Source organism: uncultured Microbulbifer sp., from assembly GCF_947489355.1.
Lineage (GTDB): Bacteria > Pseudomonadota > Gammaproteobacteria > Pseudomonadales > Cellvibrionaceae > Microbulbifer.
On the sequence record NZ_CANLDD010000045.1, the window covers coordinates 1 to 22,290 of the forward strand.

At 55.8% G+C, this 22,290-nt stretch carries 17 protein-coding genes; 13 read left to right on the forward strand and 4 right to left on the reverse strand.

The window, feature by feature from the left end:
• Positions 1–266: 266 nt before the first annotated feature.
• Together Q1A48_RS15810 and mfd are read right to left on the reverse strand one after the other, a co-directional pair.
• Positions 267–1,277, reverse strand: a complete 1,011-nt coding sequence (locus Q1A48_RS15810) for a CsiV family protein (protein ID WP_299946799.1) — start codon at positions 1,275–1,277, stop codon at positions 267–269.
• A gap of 107 nt (positions 1,278–1,384) precedes the next feature.
• Positions 1,385–4,864, reverse strand: a complete 3,480-nt coding sequence (gene mfd, locus Q1A48_RS15815) for a transcription-repair coupling factor (RefSeq protein ID WP_299946802.1) — start codon at positions 4,862–4,864, stop codon at positions 1,385–1,387.
• 277 nt (positions 4,865–5,141) lie between these two features.
• Here mfd and Q1A48_RS15820 point away from each other — a divergent pair, with 277 nt between their 5' ends.
• From Q1A48_RS15820 to Q1A48_RS15875, 12 genes are all read left to right on the forward strand, one after another.
• Positions 5,142–6,617, forward strand: a complete 1,476-nt coding sequence (locus Q1A48_RS15820; RefSeq protein ID WP_299946805.1) for a glyceraldehyde-3-phosphate dehydrogenase — start codon at positions 5,142–5,144, stop codon at positions 6,615–6,617.
• A gap of 378 nt (positions 6,618–6,995) precedes the next feature.
• Positions 6,996–8,336, forward strand: coding sequence for a Na(+)-translocating NADH-quinone reductase subunit A (locus Q1A48_RS15825; RefSeq protein WP_299946808.1), 1,341 nt, complete (start codon positions 6,996–6,998; stop codon positions 8,334–8,336).
• Positions 8,337–8,338: 2 nt separating this feature from the next.
• On the forward strand, positions 8,339–9,550 hold the full coding sequence (locus tag Q1A48_RS15830) for an NADH:ubiquinone reductase (Na(+)-transporting) subunit B (RefSeq protein WP_299946811.1): 1,212 nt from the start codon (positions 8,339–8,341) through the stop codon (positions 9,548–9,550).
• The gene (locus Q1A48_RS15835; RefSeq protein ID WP_299946813.1) at positions 9,543–10,325 is read left to right on the forward strand and encodes a Na(+)-translocating NADH-quinone reductase subunit C; all 783 of its coding nucleotides are present in this window, start codon (positions 9,543–9,545) and stop codon (positions 10,323–10,325) included. The genes Q1A48_RS15830 and Q1A48_RS15835 overlap by 8 nt, the downstream gene beginning before the upstream one ends.
• A 2-nt stretch (positions 10,326–10,327) precedes the next feature.
• Positions 10,328–10,984 (forward strand): NADH:ubiquinone reductase (Na(+)-transporting) subunit D, encoded by a 657-nt coding sequence (locus tag Q1A48_RS15840; RefSeq protein ID WP_299946816.1) that lies wholly within the window; start codon positions 10,328–10,330, stop codon positions 10,982–10,984.
• Between the two features lie 3 nt (positions 10,985–10,987).
• A complete protein-coding gene (gene nqrE, locus Q1A48_RS15845) occupies positions 10,988–11,596 on the forward strand; it encodes an NADH:ubiquinone reductase (Na(+)-transporting) subunit E (protein WP_299946818.1) in 609 nt (202 codons plus the stop codon).
• 17 nt (positions 11,597–11,613) lie between these two features.
• Positions 11,614–12,840: an NADH:ubiquinone reductase (Na(+)-transporting) subunit F gene (gene nqrF, locus Q1A48_RS15850; RefSeq protein ID WP_299946821.1), complete on the forward strand. Its 1,227-nt coding sequence runs from the start codon at positions 11,614–11,616 to the stop codon at positions 12,838–12,840.
• Between the two features lie 149 nt (positions 12,841–12,989).
• The gene (locus Q1A48_RS15855) at positions 12,990–13,913 is read left to right on the forward strand and encodes an FAD:protein FMN transferase (protein ID WP_299946824.1); all 924 of its coding nucleotides are present in this window, start codon (positions 12,990–12,992) and stop codon (positions 13,911–13,913) included.
• Positions 13,913–14,152, forward strand: a complete 240-nt coding sequence (gene nqrM, locus Q1A48_RS15860) for a (Na+)-NQR maturation NqrM (protein WP_299946827.1) — start codon at positions 13,913–13,915, stop codon at positions 14,150–14,152. The genes Q1A48_RS15855 and nqrM overlap by 1 nt, the downstream gene beginning before the upstream one ends.
• A 111-nt stretch (positions 14,153–14,263) precedes the next feature.
• Positions 14,264–15,661 carry a Si-specific NAD(P)(+) transhydrogenase gene (gene sthA, locus Q1A48_RS15865; protein WP_299946830.1) on the forward strand — a complete coding sequence of 466 codons (1,398 nt, stop codon included), beginning with the start codon at positions 14,264–14,266 and terminating at the stop codon, positions 15,659–15,661.
• The gene (locus tag Q1A48_RS15870; RefSeq protein ID WP_299946832.1) at positions 15,658–16,122 is read left to right on the forward strand and encodes a thioesterase family protein; all 465 of its coding nucleotides are present in this window, start codon (positions 15,658–15,660) and stop codon (positions 16,120–16,122) included. The genes sthA and Q1A48_RS15870 overlap by 4 nt, the downstream gene beginning before the upstream one ends.
• Before the next feature lie 414 nt (positions 16,123–16,536).
• Entirely contained in the window at positions 16,537–17,427 is an 891-nt protein-coding gene (locus tag Q1A48_RS15875; RefSeq protein ID WP_299946835.1) for a zinc metalloprotease, read from the forward strand.
• A gap of 221 nt (positions 17,428–17,648) precedes the next feature.
• On the opposite strand, the gene acnB is transcribed toward Q1A48_RS15875, so the two are convergent.
• Entirely contained in the window at positions 17,649–20,264 is a 2,616-nt protein-coding gene (gene acnB, locus Q1A48_RS15880; protein ID WP_299946838.1) for a bifunctional aconitate hydratase 2/2-methylisocitrate dehydratase, read from the reverse strand.
• Between the two features lie 304 nt (positions 20,265–20,568).
• Between acnB and Q1A48_RS15885 the strand changes: the two genes are divergently transcribed.
• Complete coding sequence (locus tag Q1A48_RS15885; protein WP_299946841.1) at positions 20,569–21,024, forward strand: DUF1289 domain-containing protein; 456 nt, start codon at positions 20,569–20,571, stop codon at positions 21,022–21,024.
• 181 nt (positions 21,025–21,205) lie between these two features.
• Here the strand turns inward: Q1A48_RS15885 and Q1A48_RS15890 are convergent, their stop codons facing one another.
• Positions 21,206–22,141, reverse strand: coding sequence for a hypothetical protein (locus Q1A48_RS15890; RefSeq protein ID WP_299946843.1), 936 nt, complete (start codon positions 22,139–22,141; stop codon positions 21,206–21,208).
• Between the last annotated feature and the right edge of the window lie 149 nt (positions 22,142–22,290).

Consider the following 22,290-nt stretch of genomic DNA (forward strand, 5'->3'; position numbering starts at 1 on the left):
GTTGTGTTAGAACCTCAACAATGCGAGCTTGCTCTTACAAATCAATAGGCTACATCCAAACGGGAACAGCCCCTAGTCTCCCCGTTGTTTTTTATAAAAACCTACGACAGACAAGCACAGGAACCAGTACGTGATTTGGCGCGCTGGACAGAGGTAGGGCAGGGCGCAGTGCACTGTACTGGATAACGCCGATGCCAGGAAATTGACGGCTGGGGGCGATTTTCCGCTGCCGGCGCAGGCCAGCAGGGCTTTGGATCATAGGGTGGCTATGGAGATTCAATCTCCGCAGCCGTGCCGGCTTCAATTGGCAGTCTTTGTTTCGGTTCTTCTTCCTGTTGTCCCGGCACAGTGCGAATTTCGATCAGGATGCCGAAGGCCGGGTGATCTATATAGTGCAGTTTGCCGCTGCGCATGCGGCGCTCATGCTGCAAGCGGGCCACATGGGCAACGTAGAGGGGTTGCTCTGGTCCAGGGGTGTCCATCTCCAGGGTGACCGGTTCGTATTCCCCAAAGTCGAGTTGGTTATCCTGCAGTGCAGAGCCGGTGTGGGAGCGTTGGCTGTCCCCCTGATTGTCTGGAACGATCACTTCGGGGCGTTCCAGTGTAGCCTCACGGGGACGTTTGGGCAGTGGTATGCCCTTAGTCTCAGGTGGAGCGGAAAAATCACTGAACCACAGATCGGTGCTGAGGTGCAGGTAACGGGATACACTCAGGATCACTGAGCCCTCAAGCTGGCTGTGTCCCCGAAAGCGGTCTCCGCCGTGGATCAGGACGGCGGGCGAATTGTGCTTCTGTTCCAGTACCTGGCGCCAAGCCTTGTGGAACAGAATCCGATCACCGCCTTTGATCAATGCCGCTACCTTGTTATTCAACAGGGTGGGTACGGGAGATAAAAGCAAGCTGGGGGCGGTTTCAACTTCTGCCTGTACCGTCAATGCAGCCGTGGCATCAGGTTGCGGGGCTTCACTGTCGCGGATTTCGCTGCCAAGCCTGTCGCCGGCCTCGGGGGTTTCTATCAGGGAGAGGGTTTCCTGCACCTCAGGGGTTGCGGTTCGGGTATTAAAGTCCACCCAGCGAGCGGGATATTGCAGCCGTGGCGAGGCCGGCCAGGATTCACCGCTTCTGGCCATTCCCTGGGGGCGCTCAAAAACAATCAATTCGATTTCGAAGGTGTTCCCGGCATAGTTGGCTGCCTGGGCTGCTGCGGCGGAGAGGGCCAGGACCAGAGTGGGGAAGAGGTGCGTTATCCTTGTCATGGGGGGACCATTGTTCATCATTCTGTTGTTTCCTGGAGGCGTGCTGCGCAAGTTGTCATGTGCGGTGGTGATTCTGGCCGGGAGTTTGCGCCCTGTCGATCGACCACCTCACGGGTTGACGGATGGTATCACTGTGCCAGCTGGTCCAACACTGCGTTGATCTCCTGCAGCTTGCGCTCGGGGCCCTCCTCGTCGAGATTGAAATTGAGCTGGTTGGCGCCCGCCAGCTGGTAGCGGCCAGGTTGGGCCTGCACCAGCTTCACCAGGGTGAAGGGGTCCACCTGGGTGGTGTCGGCAAATTCGATACGCCCACGGTCGGCGGCGGCCTCCAGCTTGCGAATGCCCATCCTGTCCGCTTTCAGTTTGATTTCGGTGGTGTGGAACAGGTGCTTGACGGGTTCAGGCAGCAGGCCAAAACGGTCGATCATCTCCACCTGCAGCTCCCTCAGTTGCTGGCCATCGGCGGCATTGGCGATGCGTTTATACATTATCAGGCGGGAGTGCACATCCGGCAGGTAGTCCTCGGGGATCAGTGCCGGTACCCGCAGGTTCACGTCCACCGCGGGAGCGTCCAGGGGGTCATCGATATTTGGTGTGCGCCCTTCGCGAATGGCTTGTACCGCCCGGTTGAGCATCTCCATATACAGGTTGAAGCCAACGCCCTGGATCTGCCCGCTTTGTTCCTCACCGAGCAGTTCTCCGGCGCCGCGGATTTCCAGGTCGTGGGTGGCCAGGGTAAAGCCCGCACCGAGATCCTGGGCCTCGCTGATGGCTTCCAGGCGCTTGACGGCGTTACTGGTCATGGCGCGTTTATTCGGCGTCAGGAGGTAGGCATAGGCTTGGTGGTGGGAGCGTCCCACGCGGCCGCGCAATTGGTGCAGTTGGGCCAGTCCGAACTTGTCCGCACGTTCGATCAGGATGGTATTGGCCGTGGGCACATCAATGCCGGTTTCGATAATGGTGGTGCACACCAGAACATTGAAGCGCTTGTGATAGAAGTCGCTCATGACCTGTTCCAGTTCGCGTTCGCGCATCTGGCCGTGGCCGATAGCGATACGGGCCTCGGGCACCAGTTCTTGCAGTTCGCGTGCAAGCCTCTCAATACTCTTCACTTCGTTATGCAGGAAGTACACCTGGCCACCGCGCAGGATTTCCCGCAGTATGGCCTCTTTTATCAGGGCATTGTCCCGTTCGCGCACGAAGGTTTTCACAGACAGGCGCCGCGCCGGCGGTGTGGCGATCACGGAGAGGTCGCGAATACCGCTCATGGCCATATTCAGGGTGCGCGGGATGGGGGTGGCGGTGAGGTTGAGGATATCCACCTCGGCGCGCAGGCTCTTGAGGCGCTCCTTCTGGCGCACGCCGAAGCGGTGCTCCTCGTCGATAATCAACAGTCCCAGGCTGTTAAAATCCAGGTCGCTTTGAAGCAGCTTATGGGTGCCGATGAGGATGTCCACCTTGCCGCGCGCCACTTTCTCCTTCACGCTGTTTACTTCCTTGCCGGAGCGGAAGCGCGAGATCACCTCAATATTGATGGGCCAGTCGGCAAAGCGGTCCTGCAGAGACTGGTAGTGCTGCTGTGCCAGCAAGGTGGTGGGTACCAGCATGGCCACCTGTTTGCCGGCATGGGCGGCAACGAAGGCCGCGCGCATGGCCACCTCAGTCTTGCCGAAGCCCACATCGCCGCACACCAGGCGATCCATGGGCTTTTTCGACAGCATATCGCCCACCACGGCTTCAATGGCCTGCTGTTGGTCCGGAGTCTCTTCAAATGGGAAGGCAGCGACGAACTCCCGGTAGGCCAGCTTGGGGTCGGCAAAAGCGTGGCCCACCCGGGCCTCGCGGCGCGCATAGATGTCCAGCAGTTCGGCGGCGGCATCGCGCACTTTCTCGGCGGCCCTGCGTTTGGCTTTTTGCCACTGTTCGCTGCCCATTTTGTGCAGGGGCGCCAGCGCTTCATCGGCACCGGAGTAGCGGCTGATCAGATGCAGGCTGGCCACGGGAACGTAGAGTTTGGCTTCGTCGGCGTATTCGAGGGCCAGGAACTCCGCCGGCTGGCCGCCAATATCCAGGTGCTGCAGGCCGCGGTAGCGACCCACACCGTGATCGATATGCACTACCGGGGCGCCGATGCGCAGCTCGGCCAGGTTCTTCACTGCGTTGTCTGCGTCTTCCTTGGCCTTTTTGCGGCGACGCTGCTGCAATACCCGTTCGCCAAACAGTTGTGGCTCGGCAATCAGGTTGATAGCGGGGTCGGTGAGCAATAGTCCCTGGTCCAGTGGCGCTATCGTGATGCCGATAGCTTCGCCGCTTTGCAGGAATTCTTCCCAGCTGGAAAAGGTGGGGGGTGTCAGGCGTATCCCTTTTAACAATTCCAGCAGGGCCTCGCGTCGCCCGCTACTTTCGGCACAGAGGAGCACCCGTCCGGAATGCGCCATCAGGTAGCTTTCCAAGGCTGCCATAGGTTGCTCGGCTTTACCGTCCACCGGCAGGTTTGGTGGCACCTGGACGGCAAAGTTGTAGTTGCCCTGACTCTCCGACAGTGTTTCGGTCGAAAAGATGGCCCTGGACATGGATTTGAGGGCGCCGTTGAATTCGTCGATATCCAGCAGAATTTGGCGGGGCTGCAATATCGGGCGGGTCAGGTCTCCGCGACGGCTTTCATAGCGATTGCTGACTTCGCGCCAGAAACTCTCCATGGGGGCTTGGATATCCCCCTGTATAAATGTCTGGCTGTTTTCGGGCAGGTAGTCAAACAGGCTCGCGCAGTTGTTATCAAAAAACAGAGGCAGGTAGTACTCGATACCCGCAGGGGCAATGCCGGCACTGATATCCTGATAGATGGGTACCAGGCTCGGGTCGGCTTGAAACTGCTCGTGCCAGTTCTGCAGGAAACCGGACAGGGCGGCCTTGTGCATGGGGAACTCCCGTGCGGGCAGCAGGTGAACGGTTCCCACCCGGTCTACGGTGCGCTGGGTCTCGGGATCAAAGGTACGCAGGGACTCGATCTCATCGTCGAACAGATCGATACGGTAGGGCAGGGTACTGCCCATGGGAAATATATCCATCAGCGATCCGCGCACAGCGAATTCGCCGTGTTCGTACACTGTATCCACACAGTGGTAGCCGGCCTGCTCCAGCAGGCGCCTCTGGATATCGATTTCAAACTGCTGTCCTTCACGCAGGATCAGCGCATTGCCGGCCACGTAATCACAGGGGGGCAGACGGTGCATCAGGGTGCTTACCGGCACGATCACGATACCACCGCCCATTTGCGGTATTCGGTAGAGGGTGGCCAGGCGATCAGAGATAATGTCCTGGTGGGGTGAGAAGGTGTCGTAGGGAAGGATTTCCCAGTCGGGGAAATGGAAGATTTCAAACGCGCTTTCTGTGGCGCTATCTCTCCGGGCTTTGTTAAAAAATTTCAGCTGTTCCTCTAGACGGTGCGCTTCGAGACTGTCGCGGGTGATCAGCAGTGTTGGGGATTTGCTCTTGCGAGCCGCGTTTAGCAGGGCGAGCGCGGCCGCTGCGCCATGCAGTTGCCCCCAAAACTGTCGGTCGTTGGCACTGCGAAATCCAGGGGGTGTCAGGGGCTGTAAATCGGTCATCTTTCCTTTATATCCGCGCTTTCGTTTGCTGTGGTGCAGGGGGCGGCTATTGTAGCTGTGAATGGTCGGCGCTGCAGTGTGTTTACCGGGCTGGCGCAATGAGCACACTTTTGGCCGCCTGCGCGGCACAGTGGCAGACGATAGCCGCAAGGTAGTTTTACTACAGGTTTTGGGTTTTATTTTACTCGGTTGCGCTCTAACAGGTGAATATTGATAATGCGCAGCCATGCGATCCGGGGGCGGTTTCCGGGTCGTGATTTCCTGCCTATCCAACACAATGCAGAGGTGTCTGACAGTGACTCAGAAGCGACCGAAGCCCGCGGACTTTTTCAAGGACTGGAAACAGCGCGAGGCGCTGGCCGAATCCATGATCCCGATGATCGGAAAGCTCAACCGCGAGCAAAACGTCGGTATTTATATGTACGGCCGCAACCTGGTCAACCGCTCCGTGCTGAGCATTATGAAAGCGCACCGGTTCGTGCGCCAGGTAGAGGAAAATGAACTCTCCGAGTTTGAATCCTTTCCGGTGCTGGAGGCCATCTGCAAATTGGATCTGGGTCCGGTGCATATTGACCTGGGTACCCTGACTAACAAGTTCATGCGCGATGATCGCAACCTGCCCGTGGACACGTTTGTGCGCGAAGAGCTGGCGGATGCGGTCGGTGCCGGCAAGCCTTTGCCCGAGCCCAAAGATGTGGTGATCTACGGTTTTGGTCGTATTGGCCGTCTGGTGGCGCGCCTGTTGATCGACAAGGCTGGCAGTGGTGACGTGCTGCGCCTGCGCGCTATTGTACTGCGCAAGGGCAAGGCGCCTAACGATCTGGTCAAGCGCGCCTCCCTGTTGCGCCGCGACTCGGTACACGGTGCCTTTCAGGGCACGATCCGTGTGGATGAGGAAACCAGTTCCCTGATCTGCAACGGCAATGAGATCAAGATTGTCTACGCCAACGCCCCGCAAGAAGTGGATTACACCCGGTACGGTATCCACGACGCCATCGTGGTGGACAGCACCGGCGTATGGCGCGATGAAGAAGGCCTGAACCAGCATCTGGATTGTCCTGGTGTTTCCAAGGTCATCCTCACAGCACCGGGTAAGGGCGATATCAAGAATATCGTTTACGGCATCAACGATGGTGAAATCAAGCCGGAAGACAAAGTGCTCTCTGCCGCTTCCTGTACCACCAATGCCATAGTGCCGGTATTGAAAGCGATGATGGATGGTTACGGGGTAGAGCACGGCCATGTGGAAACCGTTCATGCCTACACCAACGACCAGAACCTGATCGACAATTACCACAAGGGCGAGCGCCGCGGGCGCGCTGCAGCACTGAATATGGTGCTGACCGAAACCGGCGCGGCCAAAGCAGTGGCCAAGGCGCTACCCGAGCTGAAGGGCAGGCTTACCGGCAACGCGATTCGGGTTCCGACCCCGAATGTCTCCATGGCGATTCTCAACCTGAATCTGGGCCAGGAGACCTCCAAGGAGGCGCTCAATGAATACATGCGCGAAGTGGCTCTGCATTCGCCACTGCGCCAGCAGATCGATTACACCAACTCCCCCGAGGTGGTGTCCAGCGACTTTGTGGGCTCGCGCCGCGCCTGCGTCTTCGACTCCAATGCGACTATCGTGGATGGCAAAAACGCAGTGCTCTACTGCTGGTACGACAACGAGTTTGGCTACAGCTGTCAGGTGGTGCGCTGCCTGGAAGAGATGGCGGGTGTTCGTTACAAGTTGTTTCCGAAGCGGGATTAAGCCGCTGTCCGCCTGTCCCTTGTGGGCCCGCCAAAAGGCTGGTGGGTCACAAGGGCTCTTTGCAGGGTGCTACAAATCCCTGTTTTTCCAGTAAAAAATTTTTCATCACAATGCCACTTTGGGGGCTTCCAGACTGGTAAAGCCCCTGTCCCGTCTTTATAATGCGCGCGATTTTGCAGGGCAACTGTGCGCCGAAGTTAGCGTGCGCAAACCAGAGTTAACTTCCTTCCCCCCGGTCCACGGGTGAAACGGTGTAAGCCCCCGCAGCGCAGAATTCCACAATATGACTTACCAGTCCGATTTTGGCTGAAGCACAGAATGAATCTGGACTGGCGGTTGTATTGCACTTTTTCAAACTAGAAACTTAGGCATAGGCGTATGAGAAAGATCCGTCGGGGATTGGACTTACCCATATCCGGCGCGCCCGAGCAGGTCATCCACGATGGCCCTGCGCTCAAGACCGTTGCTGTACTCGGCCCCGATTATCACGGGATGAAGCCGACCATGGCAGTGGCTGAAGGGGATCGCGTCAAACTTGGCCAGCTATTGTTTAGTGACAAAAAAACCGAAGGCGTACGCTACACAGCGCCCGCTGCGGGTCGTGTTGTTGCTATCAATCGCGGTGCCCGCCGGGTACTGCAATCTGTCGTGATTGCGGTAGAGGGCGATGCAGCGGAACAGTTCCAAAGCTACCGGGCAGACAAGCTGTCTGGCCTGACTCGCGCACAGGTCGTTGAGAACCTGGTTGAATCCGGCCTTTGGACCGCGCTGCGCACCCGTCCGTTCAGCCGCGTTCCCGCCCCGGATGCTGAGCCGGCTGCGGTGTTTATCAATGCGATGGATACCAACCCCCTGGCCGCCAATCCGCAAGTGGTGATTGCCGAGAACCGCGCAGCCTTCTCCCAGGGTGTGGAGGTTCTATCCAAGCTGGCGGAAACCACCTACGTCTGTACCGCTCCAGATGCGGACATCCCGCTTCCGGACGCGAGCAATATTCACCGCGAAGCGTTTGCCGGCCCCCATCCGGCCGGTCTTTCCGGTACCCATATCCACTACCTGAGCCCGGTATCTGCCAACCGCAGCGTGTTTACCATCAACTACCAGGATGTGATCGCCGTGGGCAAACTCTTTACCACGGGTAAACTGTGCACAGATCGTGTGATTGCCCTGGCGGGCCCCCAGGCGAAACAGCCACGCCTGTTGCGCACTCGTCTTGGTGCCAGCCTGGAGAAGCTGACTGCGGGAGAGCTGAAAGGTAGCGATGACCGCGTTATCTCCGGCTCCGTATTCGGTGGTCGCACGGCTGCGGGCCCCCTGGCATACCTGGGGCGTTATCATAACCAGGTCTCGATTCTTGAGGAGGGCCACGAGCGGCCGTTCCTACACTATCTGCGTGCGGGCAACAAACGCTTTTCGCTATTCCCAATCTACCTTTCGCGCCTGTTCAAGCACAAACTGTTCAACTTCACGACCAGTACCAATGGGTCCGAGCGCGCTATGGTTCCGATCGGCACCTATGAAAAGGTCATGCCACTGGATGTGTTGCCAACCCAACTGCTGCGCACACTGATTGTGGGCGATACGGCGATGGCCCAGAAGCTGGGTGCGCTGGAGCTGGATGAAGAGGATCTGGCACTGTGTACCTTCGTTTGTCCGGGTAAGTATGAATACGGCCCCATTTTGCGGGACAACCTGACCCGTATTGAGAAGGAGGGTTGAGTATGTTGCGTAAATTCCTCGACGCTATCGAGCCACAGTTCCAAAAAGGCGGCCGGTTCGAGAAGCTCTATGTCCTCTATGAGGCTATTGATACCGGGTTGTTCCAGCCTTCCTCGACGACCCATACGACTTCCCATGTGCGCGACGGTATCGACCTGAAGCGCATTATGATCACCGTGTGGGCCTGTGCCATGATCCCGGCCTTCTACGGCATGTGGAATATCGGTTTCCAGGCCAATACCATTGTCGAAGGCATGACCAATCCGGAGCTGTCGGGCTGGCGCCATGGGATTATTGGTGCTCTGACCGCTTATAATCCGGCGAGCCTGTGGGACAATTTTGTCTACGGTGCTATGTACTTTTTGCCTATCTATGCGGTCACTTTTATTGTGGGCGGTATCTGGGAGGTGCTGTTTGCCGCGGTGCGTGGTCACGAAGTGAACGAAGGTTTCTTTGTCACCTCCATCCTGTTCGCCCTGACCTGTCCGCCGGATCTGCCCCTGTGGATGGTGGCCATGGGCATCAGTTTCGGTGTGGTGATCGGCAAGGAAGTCTTTGGCGGTACTGGTAAGAACTTCCTCAACCCGGCTCTTACCGGCCGCGCGTTTGTGTTTTTCGCTTACCCTGCAGCCATGTCCGGCGATGCCGTCTGGACTGCCGTTGACGGCTACACCGGTGCGACTGCGCTGTCGGTGATGGCCAGTGAAGGTATCCAGAACCATGTGGTCAATGCGGCCGCTGGCCAGCTGACCTGGTTCGATGCCTTCTTCGGCAAGATGCATGGTTCCATCGGCGAGACCTCCACCCTGGCCATACTGGTTGCCGGTGTGATCCTGATCGGTATGAAGATCGCCAGTTGGCGCATTGTGGCCGGTACCTTGCTGGGCATGATGGCCACCGCCTTTATGTTCAACCTCATCGGTTCCGAGTCCAACCCCATGTTCCAAGTGCCCTGGTATTGGCACCTGGTCGTGGGCGGCTTTGCCTTCGGCCTGATCTTTATGACTACCGATCCGGTGTCCGCTGCCATGACCAATATTGGCCGCTGGTGGTATGGCATTCTGATTGGTGTGATGGTGGTGCTGATTCGGGTTGTGAACCCCGCCTTCCCGGAAGGCATGATGCTGGCGATCCTGTTCGCCAACCTGTTCGCTCCGCTGTTTGACCACTTTGTGGTGCAGTCCAATATCAAACGGAGGCTGGCACGTGGCTAATAAAGATTCCGTCAAGGGGACGCTGATTGTCGCCCTGGTAATGTGCCTGGTGTGCTCCGTCGTGGTCGCCACTGCCGCTGTTCTGCTGAGGCCCGCCCAGCAGGCCAATGCCGAACTGGATATGAGACGCAACGTTCTGCTCGCCGGTGGGCTGCTGAAGGATTCGCACGCAAGCAAAGCAGAGGTCGAGAGGGCTTTTGCCGATGTGCAGGTCAAGTATGTCGATTTGGATACCGGCAAGTTCACCGACCAGGCGCCGGCCGGCGGCAGCGGTCGCGCTGCAGCCAAGATCACCTCCGCGAGCGAGCGGCTGCCAGCGGGCGAGGATGCCGCCAAGATTATCCGCCGGGAAAATATCAAGGAGGTTTACCTGGTAGAGAAAGAGGGCAAGCTCGATAAGGTTATCCTGCCCGTGCGCGGTTACGGCCTGTGGGGCACCCTGTACGGCTTTCTCGCCCTGCAGAGTGACCTGGATACCGTAGCGGGCCTGGGCTTTTACGAGCACAAGGAGACCCCAGGACTCGGTGGTGAAGTGGACAACCCCAACTGGAAAGCCCTGTGGGTTGGCAAAAAAGTCTTCGACAGCCAGGGCAATGTGGACCTCCAGGTGATCAAAGGGCAGGTGAACCCCAGCAGTCCCGATGCGGTGCACGAAGTCGACGGTTTATCCGGCGCAACGCTCACCAGCAGAGGCGTGGATAACCTGGTGAACTTCTGGCTGGGGAGTCAGGGATTCGGTCCCTTCCTGAAAAACCTGAAAGCAGGGGAGGCATAAGCATGAAAGTCAAAGACACGCTGCTCGAACCCATTTTCAACAATAACCCGATCACACTGCAGATCCTGGGTATCTGTTCGGCACTGGCTGTGACCAGCAAGCTGCAGGTCACCCTGGTCATGTGTATTGCACTCACCTCGGTTGTGGCCTGTTCCAACGTTGCGGTATCCCTGATCCGCAAGCAGATCCCGAACAGCATTCGCATTATTGTGCAGATGACGGTGATCGCCTCCTTGGTCATCCTGGTGGATCAGTTGATCAAGGCGCTGGCTTATGACATCTCCAAGCAGTTGTCGGTGTTCGTTGGCCTAATCATTACCAACTGTATCGTAATGGGGCGCGCAGAAGCCTTCGCCATGAAGAACCCGCCGTTACCCAGCTTCTTCGACGGCCTTGGCAACGGTCTGGGCTACAGCGTGATTCTGATCGGCCTGGCTTTTATTCGCGAACTCTTCGGTGCCGGCAAACTGTTCGGTGTGGATATCCTGCAAACCGTCAGCAACGGTGGCTGGTACATCCCCAACGGCCTGCTGCTGTTGCCTCCCAGTGCGTTCTTCCTGATCGGTCTGTTTATCTGGGCAATCCGCGCCTGGAAGCCGGTTCAGGTGGAGCAGGACGAATTCAGGATCGCGCCCAATACCCAGGCGCAGGAGGTCTAATCCGTGGAACATTATATTTCTTTGGTTATCCGCGCTGTTTTTGTGGAAAACATGGCGCTGGCCTTCTTCCTTGGCATGTGCACCTTCCTGGCTGTTTCGAAGAAGATCGAGGCCGCCATCGGGCTGGGGGTGGCGGTGATCGTGGTACTGACCCTGACGGTACCGGTGAACAATCTTATCTACACCTACCTGTTGAAAGACGGCGCGCTGGCCTGGGCCGGTTATCCGGATGTGGATCTGAGCTTTCTCGGTTTGCTGTCTTATATCGGCGTTATCGCGGCGCTGGTACAGATCCTGGAGATGTTCCTGGATAAGTATGTACCGGCACTGTACAACGCGCTGGGCGTATTCCTGCCGCTGATTACCGTGAACTGCGCCATCCTCGGGGCCTCCCTGTTTATGGTAGAGCGCGAGTATGCGTTTGGGGAGAGTGTTGCCTATGGCTTTGGCGCCGGCCTCGGTTGGGCCCTGGCGATTACCGCGTTGGCGGGTATTCGCGAGAAGCTGAAGTACAGCGACGTACCGGATGGCCTGAAGGGCCTGGGCATCACCTTCGTTACGGTTGGTTTGATGTCCCTGGGTTTTATGTCCTTCGGCGGTATCGACATCTGAGCGGGTGAGGCAATCCTATGAACAGTATTGAAATTATCCTCGGCGTGGCGATGTTTACCGTCATCGTTCTGGCACTGGTGGCGGTGATCCTTGTGGCCCGCTCGCGCCTGGTAAACACCGGCAACGTCAATATCCTGGTGAACGGCGAAAAGAACCTCACCGTGCCGGCAGGTGGCAAATTGTTACAAACCCTGGCGGCCAACAACCTGTTTCTGGCCTCCGCCTGTGGCGGTGGCGGCAGCTGTGCGCAGTGTGTGTGTAAAGTGATTTCCGGTGGGGGCGATATGCTGCCCACCGAAGCGGCCCACTTCACCCCGCGCGATGCCAAAGAGGGCAGGCGCCTGTCCTGCCAGGTGGCGGTGAAGCAGGATATGACAATCGAAGTGCCGGAAGAGGTATTTGGTGTTAAGCAGTGGGAGTGCACTGTGGAATCCAACCCGAACGTGGCCACTTTTATTAAGGAGCTCACCCTGCGTCTGCCCGAAGGTGAAAACGTCGACTTCCGCGCAGGTGGTTACGTGCAGCTGGAGGCGCCGCCCCACCATGTGCAATTTGCCGATTTCGAGGTGGAAGAACAGTACCGTGGTGATTGGGAGCACTTCGGTTTCTTCAAACTGGAGTCCAGGGTTACCGAGCCTGTTGTGCGCGCCTACTCCATGGCCAACTACCCGGAAGAGAAGGGGGTTGTGAAGTTCAACATCCGCATCGCGACCCCGCCGCCGCGTGCCGAAGGCATACCGCCGGGTCAGATGTCCTCTTACGTGTTCAGCCTGAAACCCGGTGACAAGATCAAGGTGTACGGCCCCTTCGGTGAATTCTTCGCCAAGGACACTGATAACGAAATGATCTTTATTGGTGGTGGTGCCGGCATGGCGCCCATGCGCTCGCACATTTTCGACCAGCTCAAACGCCTGAACGCCAAACGCAAGATCAGCTTCTGGTACGGCGCCCGTTCCCTGCGAGAAATGTTCTACGAGGGTGACTACAACGGCCTGGCATCAGAGTTTGATAATTTCCAGTGGCATGTGGCGCTGTCGGACCCGCAACCGGAAGACAACTGGAGCGGTTACACAGGCTTTATTCACAACGTGGTCTATGAAAACTACCTCAAGGACCACCCGGCTCCGGAGGACTGCGAGTACTACATGTGTGGACCGCCTATGATGAACGCGGCAGTGATCAATATGCTCAAAGACCTGGGCGTAGAGGATGAAAATATTCTCCTTGATGACTTCGGTGGTTAAACGGAGAGCTTAGTTTGCTAAACGCAATCAAAGCCCCAAAAAAAGCAAAAACAGGGCCCGTTCTTCCGGCCCTGTTTTTGTTTTGTGTGGCTGTCATTTTATCTGCCTGCTCTCAAGCACCAGAGAACTGGCAGCTCAGTGGCCGTACCATGGGGACCAGTTATCACATCACGGTTGTCGATGTTCCCCAAGGTATTGAGCGCAGCAAGTTGCAAACACTGATTGATAGCGAGCTGCACCAGGTCAACCAGGCTATGTCCACCTATATCGACAATTCCGAGTTGATGCGCTTCAACCGCAGCCCTGTGGGCAAGGTCATACCGGTGAGCACGCCGCTTGCGGAGGTTGTGGAGATGTCCCTGGATATTTATCGCCGCAGCAATGGCGCTTTTGAGGTAACTGTGGGTCCCCTGGTCAATTTATGGGGATTTGGCCCCAAGCCGGAACCCGAATGGATTCCCTCCGAGGTGGACATTGCCCGCTTGCAGCAGATAGTGGGGTCCGATGCCCTCAAAATGACTCGTGAGCCGGATACCATCACTCGCGAGCGTCCGGTGGAAATAGACCTATCGGCCATTGCCAAAGGGCACGGGGTCGATCGGGTTGCTCAGCTGCTGGAACAGCAGGGCATTCGCAACTACCTGGTCGAGATCGGTGGTGAACTGCGTACCCTCGGTGTGAATCCAAAAGGTAGACTCTGGCGAATCGGCATTGAAGTGCCTGACTCAATAGGGCAGACCGTTCAACGACCTATTGATGTCAGTGGTAAAGGGGTGGCGACCAGTGGTGACTACCGCAACTACTACGAACGCGGTGGCGTGCGCTATGCGCACAGCATTGATCCGCGCACCGGGCGCCCATTAAAGCACAGGCTGGCATCTGTGACCGTTGTTGCCGATACCTGTACTGAAGCCGATGGTCTCGCCACGGCGCTGAATGTACTGGGGGCCCAAGCGGGGATGGCTTTGGCAGAGCGTGAAAATCTGGCCGTTTTTATGCTGGTAAAAACTGACAGGGGATTCGAAGAGCGGTACAGCACCGCCTTTGCCCCTTACCTTGAGAGGATTGAGTAGTGACAGTGTTTATCTTTGCCTTTGTTGTCATGTTGCTGGTCGTCGCAGGGATGGCAGTGGGCGTCATTGTGCAGAAAAAACCGTTAAAAGGATCCTGCGGTGGACTCAATAATCTCGGCATGAAGCAAAACTGTGCAATCTGCGGTGGTGATGATGAAGCGTGTGAGAAAGAGCAACAGCGTCAGCTGAAGATAGCAGTTGCGGAGAATATTGCTTACGATGCCACCAAATGTAAGTAAGTTTTGTATGATACCGGTGGAGTTTGTTTGAGCATTTTACCAAATTAAAAATGCAGTGAGCTTCAGGGCAACTTCTCTCAAGGGTCTGGACATTTAGAGATAAGGCGTTAAATGGCAGAGCAAAAATTTGATCTGGTCGTTATTGGTTCTGGCCCTGCTGGAGAGGCCGCTGCCATGAGTGCTGCCAAAAAAGGGATGCGTGTAGCGGTTATTGAAAAACGCCAGGTGGTTGGCGGAAACTGTACCCACAAGGGCACTATCCCTTCCAAGGCACTGCGACACTCGGTAAAACAGTTAATGCGATACAACACCCAAAACGTATTCCGCGCACTGGGTGAACCGCGCCGACTTACCTTTCCCCAGGTGATGCAAACTGTGAACAAGGTGATTTCCTATCAGGTGGAAATGCATACCTCCTTATATGCGCGTAACCGGGTTGAGCTGATCGTTGGTGAGGCGAAGTTCCGCGATGCCAACAGCTTGGATGTGCAGTTGCCAGATGGCGCCACGGAAAGCGTCACTGCGAAAAAAATCATCATCGCCACTGGCTCGCGTCCGTACCGTCCGGCAGATGTGGATTTTGAGCACGCACGCGTATATGACAGTGACACCATTTTGGATATGCGGCACACCCCGCACTCCATTATGATTTATGGAGCGGGGGTGATCGGTTGCGAATACGCTTCCATTTTTGCCGGCTTGGGTGTCAAGGTTGACCTGATCAATACCCGTGGCAGCCTGCTGGAATTCCTCGATGATGAAATCTCTGATGCCCTGAGTTATCACCTGCGCGATATGGGCGTGACCGTCCGTCACCGGGAAGAGCACGCACGGGTACTGCCCAATGCACAGGGCGTGATTATGGAAATGCAGTCCGGTAAGCGTATCCATGCCGACGCATTGCTTTGGTGTAACGGCCGTACCGGTAATACCAGCACTTTGGGGCTGGACAATGCTGGGTTGGAGGCTAACCACCGCGGCCAGCTGAGCGTAGATGATCACTACTGCACCGAGGTGGAAAATATCTATGCTGTGGGGGATGTGATCGGCTGGCCCAGCCTTGCCAGCGCCTCCTATGACCAGGGCCGTGCTGTGGCGGCAGCCATTGCCGGGCGTGGTCACCGTGTTATCGAAGACGCACCCACTGGTATCTATACCCTGCCGGAAATCTCTTCCGTGGGTAAAACCGAATCCGAACTGACCGCCGCCAAGGTACCCTACGAGGTAGGCCGCGCACTCTTCAAGCATACCGCGCGGGCGCAGATTTCCGGTGAGCGCGTGGGTATGCTCAAGATCCTGTTCCACATCGAAACCCGCGAAATCCTGGGTATTCACTGTTTTGGTGCCGAAGCCGCTGAAATTGTGCATATCGGCCAGGCGATTATGAAGCAGCCTGCACCAAATAATACGATTGATTACTTCGTCAACACCACGTTTAACTATCCCACTATGGCGGAGGCGTACCGCAGTGCCGCTTTGGATGGACTTAACCGGGTTGCACGATTATGACAGAACCCTCACCAAGTGAATTTCAGGAATTGGTAAAGGGTTTTTTTGAGCAAATCCCCTTTAACCAGCAAATTGGTCTTGAGATGCGCTCCCTGGACCTGGAGGCCCTCACACTTTCCGCTGGTTTTGAGTTGCGTCCGCATCTCATTGGCAATATCTGGAAGAACATTTTACACGGAGGTGTTATCGCCACGGCGCTGGACACCGTTGGCGGCCTCACCGCCATGGTGGCCGCCTACCAGCGCCTGGGAGATCTGCACTGGGAGGAGAAGGTGGATCGCCTGTCGAAACTCGGCACCGTGGATATGCGGGTGGACTACCTGAAACCGGGCAGGGGCCGGCATTTTCTCTGTGAGGGTGCCATTCTTCGCACAGGTAAAAAACTGGTCGTTGCGCGTATGGAGCTGCGCAATGATACGGATGCATTGATCGCCACCGGAACAGCGACTTATCTCTACTAATGGCACTTAAGAACAAGGGTGCAGGGTGGCAGCAGGATATCAACTTTTTTCAGGGCTTTCCTGATGGAATGGTTGATCTCGGTATAGCAGAAAATAAAATCAAAAAAGTAGAGCCCGTGGCCGACAGGTAATGACTCAATCTATGAAGGGTTAATAAAATAAGTTTAATTTATTGGCCGTTAAATTAACTCAGGATCTATTTTTTGTGGGCCAGGTCACGGGATTCCGGGGAAATTCAAGTTGCAGTTGCCACTGAATAAGATACCGTGTGACCGCCTTGGCCAATTCTATTGGCAATGCACTGCTGCCAGCGTTGTTTATAACTTAATGCCAATAAAAAAGGGTTCAAGCAATAACTGTTTGGAAGTATATAGCGATGATATGACGTAACAATAATAATAGAGGAATATTCTAATGAAAGCCTTAATGAATAATAGGTTACGAAGAAAATCCTGGTTTTTCAGTCTGCTATTTTTTCCTTTTATACTGTTTTCCCATAACCTGCTTGCCTTTGAAGAGAATCAAAAAGCACTTCGCTGTGGTACGGAACACCCGACGGAACAAGAGGCGGTATTGCAGGAAAGTTATTTTACAACGATGAACGGCGCATTGAGCAATTATGTCCAGCGCCAGGTAGGTCTGGCGGGCGTGAACGTGCATTTTCATGTAATCACAGACACCTTTGGAAATGGTGCCCTGTCCCTCCTTGAAATCAACAATCAAATGAGCGTGCTGAATGCTGCATTTTCTGCAACACCTTTCAGTTTCAATCTGGCATCGGTCACAACTACTTCGAATAACAGTTGGTACCAAGTTGCGCCCAGTACCCCTGCCGAATTCCAGATGAAGTCGACATTACGCGTGGGAGGTGCCGCAGATCTGAATATTTATACGGCGAATATCGGCGGTGGGTTGTTGGGTTGGGCAACCTTTCCTAGCAGTTATGCCTCAAATCCCATTAATGATGGCGTGGTCATTTTGACGGAGTCCCTGCCGGGCGGCAGTGCCTCACCTTACAACGAGGGGGATATCCTGGTTCATGAAGTCGGACACTGGGTGGGGTTGTACCACACCTTTCAGGGCGGTTGCAGCAGCCCGGGGGACTTTGTCGCGGATACACCGGCGGAAAGTTCTCCGTCCCGCGGTTGTCCAGTGGGGCGAGATTCTTGCCAGGGAGCGGGGTTTCCAGGTCTGGATTCGATCCACAACTACATGAATTACACCGATAACGCCTGTATGTTCCAATTCACCTCGGGCCAGTCAACCCGCGCTGACCAACAGAGTGGGTTTTACCGGGGTCTTTAGAGCCTGCTCCGAGAGGGAATCCGTTTCCCCAGGCTACTGGAGAGCGGCCCCACGCCCCCGGCTTCTGTGAAGCCGAGGGCGTGGGGAGTTTCTATCGTTATTGTATTCGCTTTACCATCTCTTATGTCGAGACGAAAGCGCAGCACACGATAGTTCAATCACTTGAAGGATAAAAAGTCTCATTCAAAGGAAAGGGCTTCCGGATAAGACAGGATTATCCCTTAAACGGCAACCTCCTGAATCTCAATGGCAGCGATACGCTTACCTTCTTCGGCAGACTTCTGGAATTCCTCAATCTGATCAAAGTTCATGTAGCGATAGATCTCGCCAGCCATAGAGTCGATGTTTTCCGCATATGCCCGATACTCTTCCAGAGTGGGCAGCCTGCCGAGGATAGCACCCACTGAGGCGAGTTCCGCGGAGGTGAGATACACATTGGCGCCGTCGCCCAGGCGGTTGGGAAAATTGCGGGTGGAAGTGGATAGTACGGTGCTGTTTGGTGCTACGCGCGCCTGGTTGCCCATACACAGGGAGCATCCGGGCATTTCGGTGCGGGCACCGGCAGCGCCATAAATGTTGTAGTAGCCTTCTTCCATCAGCTGGTGTTCATCCATTTTGGTGGGTGGCGCAATCCACATGCGGGTAGCAATGCCCCCTTTGTGCTGCTCCAGTAGCTTACCTGCAGCGCGGAAATGACCGATATTGGTCATACAGGAGCCGATGAATACTTCGTCCACCTTGTCGCCGGCCACTTCTGACAGCAGACGGGCATCGTCCGGGTCGTTCGGCGCACAGACGATGGGCTCCTGGATTTCTGCCAGATCAATCTCGATCACCTCAAGATACTCGGCATTGGTATCGGCCTGCATCAGATTCGGAGCGGCCAGCCACGCTTCCATGGCGCGGGCGCGGCGTTCCAGAGTGCGCTTGGAGCCATAACCTTCAGCGATCATCCAGCGCAGCAGGGTGATATTGGAGCGCAGGTATTCGGCAATGGTGTCTTCAGACAGCTTGATGGTACACCCGGCTGCGGAGCGTTCGGCAGAGGCGTCAGAGAGTTCGAAAGCCTGCTCTACGGTCAGGGTTTCTAACCCTTCGATCTCAAGGATACGGCCAGAGAAGATGTTTTTCTTGCCTTTTTTCTCTACGGTCAACAGGCCCTGCTTGATGGCATAGTAGGGGATCGCGTGGACCAGGTCGCGCAGGGTGATACCGGGTTGCATTTCACCTTTGAAACGTACCAGTACGGATTCCGGCATATCCAGTGGCATGACACCGGTTGCCGCCGCGAAGGCTACCAGCCCGGAACCGGCCGGGAAGGAAATGCCCATAGGAAAGCGGGTGTGGGAGTCACCACCAGTACCGACGGTGTCAGGCAACAGCATACGGTTCAGCCAGCTGTGGATAATACCGTCTGCCGGGCGCAGGGAAACGCCACCGCGGTTTATAATAAAGTCCGGCAATGTATGCTGGGTATCGATATCGACGGGTTTGGGATAGGCTGCGGTGTGACAGAAAGATTGCATCACCAGATCGGTGGAGAAGCCAAGGCAGGCCAAATCTTTCAGTTCATCCCGGGTCATCGGGCCGGTGGTGTCCTGGGAGCCCACGGTGGTCATCTTGGGTTCGCAGTAGGTACCCGGGCGAATGCCCTCTATACCACAGGCTTTGCCTACCATCTTTTGTGCCAGCGTGTAGCCCTTGCCTGTATCGGCGGGGAGCTTCGGCTTTCGGAACAGGTCAGAGGGGGGCAAGCCCAGGGATTCGCGGGCTTTACCGGTAAGGCCGCGACCGATAATCAGATTGATGCGGCCACCGGCCTGAACCTCGTCGAGCAGAACGTCGGATTTTAGTTGGAATTCGGACAGCACTTTGCCGTCTTCGGAGAGGATTTTTCCGTCGTAAGGGCGAATTTCAATCACATCGCCCATGCCCAACGCATCAACCGGCGCTTCGAATACCAGTGCCCCGGCATCTTCCATGGTATTGTAAAAGATTGGGGCAACTTTACTGCCAATACAGATCCCACCGCCTTTTTTGTTGGGTACGCCGGGCATTTCTTCACCAAAGTACCACAGCACGGAGTTGGTAGCGGATTTACGCGAGGAACCGGTGCCGACGACATCGCCGACGAAGGCAACAGGAAGACCTTTGGCTTTCACAGCTTCAATTTGTTTCAAAGGGCCCACTGCGCCGGGTTCTTGCGGCTCCAGGCCGTCGCGCTGCATTTTGTACATGGCGAGCGCATGCAGGGGGATATCCGGACGGGACCAGGCGTCGGGCGCCGGAGACAGGTCGTCGGTGTTGGTTTCCCCGGTGACCTTGAATACCGCCACCTTGATGCTTTCTGGCACCTTGTTGCGCCTGGTAAACCACTCCGCATCAGCCCAGGATTGCAGGACCGCGCTGGCATTCTCGTTGCCGGCCTTGGCTTTTTCTTCCACATCGTGGAAGGCGTCGAACATCAGCAGGGTGCCTTTCAACTGCTCGGCAGCCAACTCGCCCAGATCCTTGTCGTCCAATAATTCAACCAGAGTGGTGATATTGTAGCCACCCAACATTTGACCGAGCAACGCTACCGCATGTTTACGATCAATCAGAGGGGATTCTGCTTCGCCTTTGATAATGGCAGAGAGGAAACCGGCCTTTACATATGCGGCCTCGTCAACACCCGGCGGTACGCGATGGGTGAGCAATTCAACCAGTTCCTGTTCTTTGCCTTCAAGCGGGGCTTTCAGTAGCTCAACCAGGCCAGCTACCTGCTCGGCGTCCAGTGGTTTTGGTGGGATGCCCTGTTCGGCGCGTTCTGCGACGTGTTTGAGGTAGGTTTCAAGCACGGATACGTCCCTCTCGGTATGTGGAGTGGCACCAACAGCGGATGGAATTCCCGGTTTATGCACGGGTTCTCGGGATTTTTTTCGAGGCCGCTGAGGGCGGGGTGGCGAATACTACAGGAAAGTCCTACTGCTGTTAAGTTTATCGAAAAATCAATAATTTAGGTAAATTCTGGCTATTGGTGGGATGAATGTTGGTGGTTTTCTGGCCAGTGCTTCCCCCCTTTTCTTGATGGCTGAAACAAAATAGTCTACCCGCAACTTTCGCTCGGCCGATGTGGCCAGAGTGGGCCAGTCTGGGTATTCGATGTACAGAAAAATTCGCACCCCATGTATTGGGGTCTGTTCAACAGGCATTGGTGACGAGGTATGCCGTGGATGCAAGCGTTTTGCCCATGAAGTCATCGATTGGAATGCCTATACCGAGGAGCAGCGCCGTATCATCGCACAGCGGCGAGAGGGCTATTTGGCCAGTGCGGTACGCAGCCAGTTGAACATTGTAGACCAGCCACTGTTGCTGGCTCAGTTGAGACACCAGCAGATCCGTTTTGATGACCGCCAGGATCCCTACTGCTGGGTGTTTGAACTGTTGCGTGCAGGGGCAAGCCAGATTGCCAATCCACGGGAGTATGGGGTAAGCCCTACAAACCAGGCCCGGGGCTTACCCCTTGAGGAAATTCGCCAGCGTATCGATGAGGATTTTTATGCCTTGTCGGTTTCCTACTACCAGCGCTATGTGGCTCCGGGGATAGTAGAGGGCTGACTATCCATCCAACCTGTTAAGCCTCCTGTAACAGGCTTGCCTTTTCGGTTATTGCCACCTGGCAAAGTGCAAAGGCCGGTTGGAGTTCATTTTACTGTGGCCCAGCGGGATAGCTGTCACCTTGGCAGCGCTGCTGCAGTTTTTCCCATTTGCAGGAAAGCAGGGAGAATCGAAGTTTTCTTTATCGCTGCTCTTTCAGGAACACTCTGAGCGCAGGCAGGAAAGCCTCAGTGGCCAGCCCCAGGTCCCGTCTCTGGCGACGACGGCTCGGGCTTGGCTGGTGATCGATACGAGTGAAGTTGGGTAGCTGTCCAGCACTGTTGGCCTCCACCAATACCGGCATGGATGAATACCCGACCTGGTGGTATTCCTCTTCCTGAGCCTCTTTGTGCCTATAGAAAATTTCCGCCACCTGCAGGTTGGGGCGGCTTTGAACCTGCACCTGACGAAGATCGCCTTGCTGGCTTTTGTGCAGGCCGGCAAGCAGGTGCCGCTGGTACTGTATACCCGGATCAGAGCCGATTGGATCCAGTTGTACCAACTTTTTCTCACACCAGCTCACCGTCACTTTACGGATCGACTTGCGCGCCTTAATCCAGGACAGGGCGATGGCATCTGGGCGTTGGGTGCAGAGAAGTATCAGCCGATAGCATTGGCGCAGATGGGCGCGGGGGTGGCCTGAAGTGGTCAGTATTTCCCGCACACTGCGGTCGCGCTCTGCCACGGGGCGCTCCTCCAGGGCCGCTCTGAAACTTGAAATTGCAGTGTAAAATGCTTTTTTTTGTTGATTGAGCTGTTGTGCGAGGGAAAGGGTTTTCCTCGGTACCGCAAGTAGTCCGGGGATTTGCAAAGTGACCCGAGCGTCACCGCCAGAGCCCATGGGCTCTAAGTAATCCAGTTGCGCGTACAAAGCACCTGTCAACGAAAAGGGCTGGTCGAAACCCTTATCGAGGGCCAAGGAGGCATTCCTGGCGAACTCGGGTTGCAGCAGGTAGTGCTGCCAGGGTTTACCTGCGGCTTGTAACTGTTCCAGGGATTCACGTAGTTTAGCGGTGCCAGAGTGTAACTTGTCCAGCAGTGGCGGGATCACCTGCGCCAATTCGCGGTAGTGTTTCATTGTTGTCGTTCCTGCTGTGGTGAATTTTAATATTAATACACTTAATAAATCGTTACCAATTTTATGATAAAAGTAAACCAAAATTTTAACCATTAAAACTCTCTGCGCTCACAGCAATTCCTAATCTTTACCCCTGATTATTAGCCGGG

Coding starts and splice junctions, on each gene's coding strand:
- nqrF (WP_299946821.1), top strand. CDS start 11,614: ATGAACAGTATTGAAATTATCCTCGGCGTGGCGATGTTTACCGTCATC.
- Q1A48_RS15810 (WP_299946799.1), bottom strand. CDS start 1,277: ATGATGAACAATGGTCCCCCCATGACAAGGATAACGCACCTCTTCCCC.
- Q1A48_RS15830 (WP_299946811.1), top strand. CDS start 8,339: ATGTTGCGTAAATTCCTCGACGCTATCGAGCCACAGTTCCAAAAAGGC.
- sthA (WP_299946830.1), top strand. CDS start 14,264: ATGGCAGAGCAAAAATTTGATCTGGTCGTTATTGGTTCTGGCCCTGCT.
- Q1A48_RS15855 (WP_299946824.1), top strand. CDS start 12,990: ATGGGGACCAGTTATCACATCACGGTTGTCGATGTTCCCCAAGGTATT.
- mfd (WP_299946802.1), bottom strand. CDS start 4,864: ATGACCGATTTACAGCCCCTGACACCCCCTGGATTTCGCAGTGCCAAC.
- Q1A48_RS15890 (WP_299946843.1), bottom strand. CDS start 22,141: ATGAAACACTACCGCGAATTGGCGCAGGTGATCCCGCCACTGCTGGAC.
- Q1A48_RS15885 (WP_299946841.1), top strand. CDS start 20,569: ATGTACAGAAAAATTCGCACCCCATGTATTGGGGTCTGTTCAACAGGC.
- Q1A48_RS15870 (WP_299946832.1), top strand. CDS start 15,658: ATGACAGAACCCTCACCAAGTGAATTTCAGGAATTGGTAAAGGGTTTT.
- Q1A48_RS15840 (WP_299946816.1), top strand. CDS start 10,328: ATGAAAGTCAAAGACACGCTGCTCGAACCCATTTTCAACAATAACCCG.
- Q1A48_RS15825 (WP_299946808.1), top strand. CDS start 6,996: ATGAGAAAGATCCGTCGGGGATTGGACTTACCCATATCCGGCGCGCCC.
- Q1A48_RS15875 (WP_299946835.1), top strand. CDS start 16,537: ATGAAAGCCTTAATGAATAATAGGTTACGAAGAAAATCCTGGTTTTTC.
- Q1A48_RS15820 (WP_299946805.1), top strand. CDS start 5,142: ATGCAGAGGTGTCTGACAGTGACTCAGAAGCGACCGAAGCCCGCGGAC.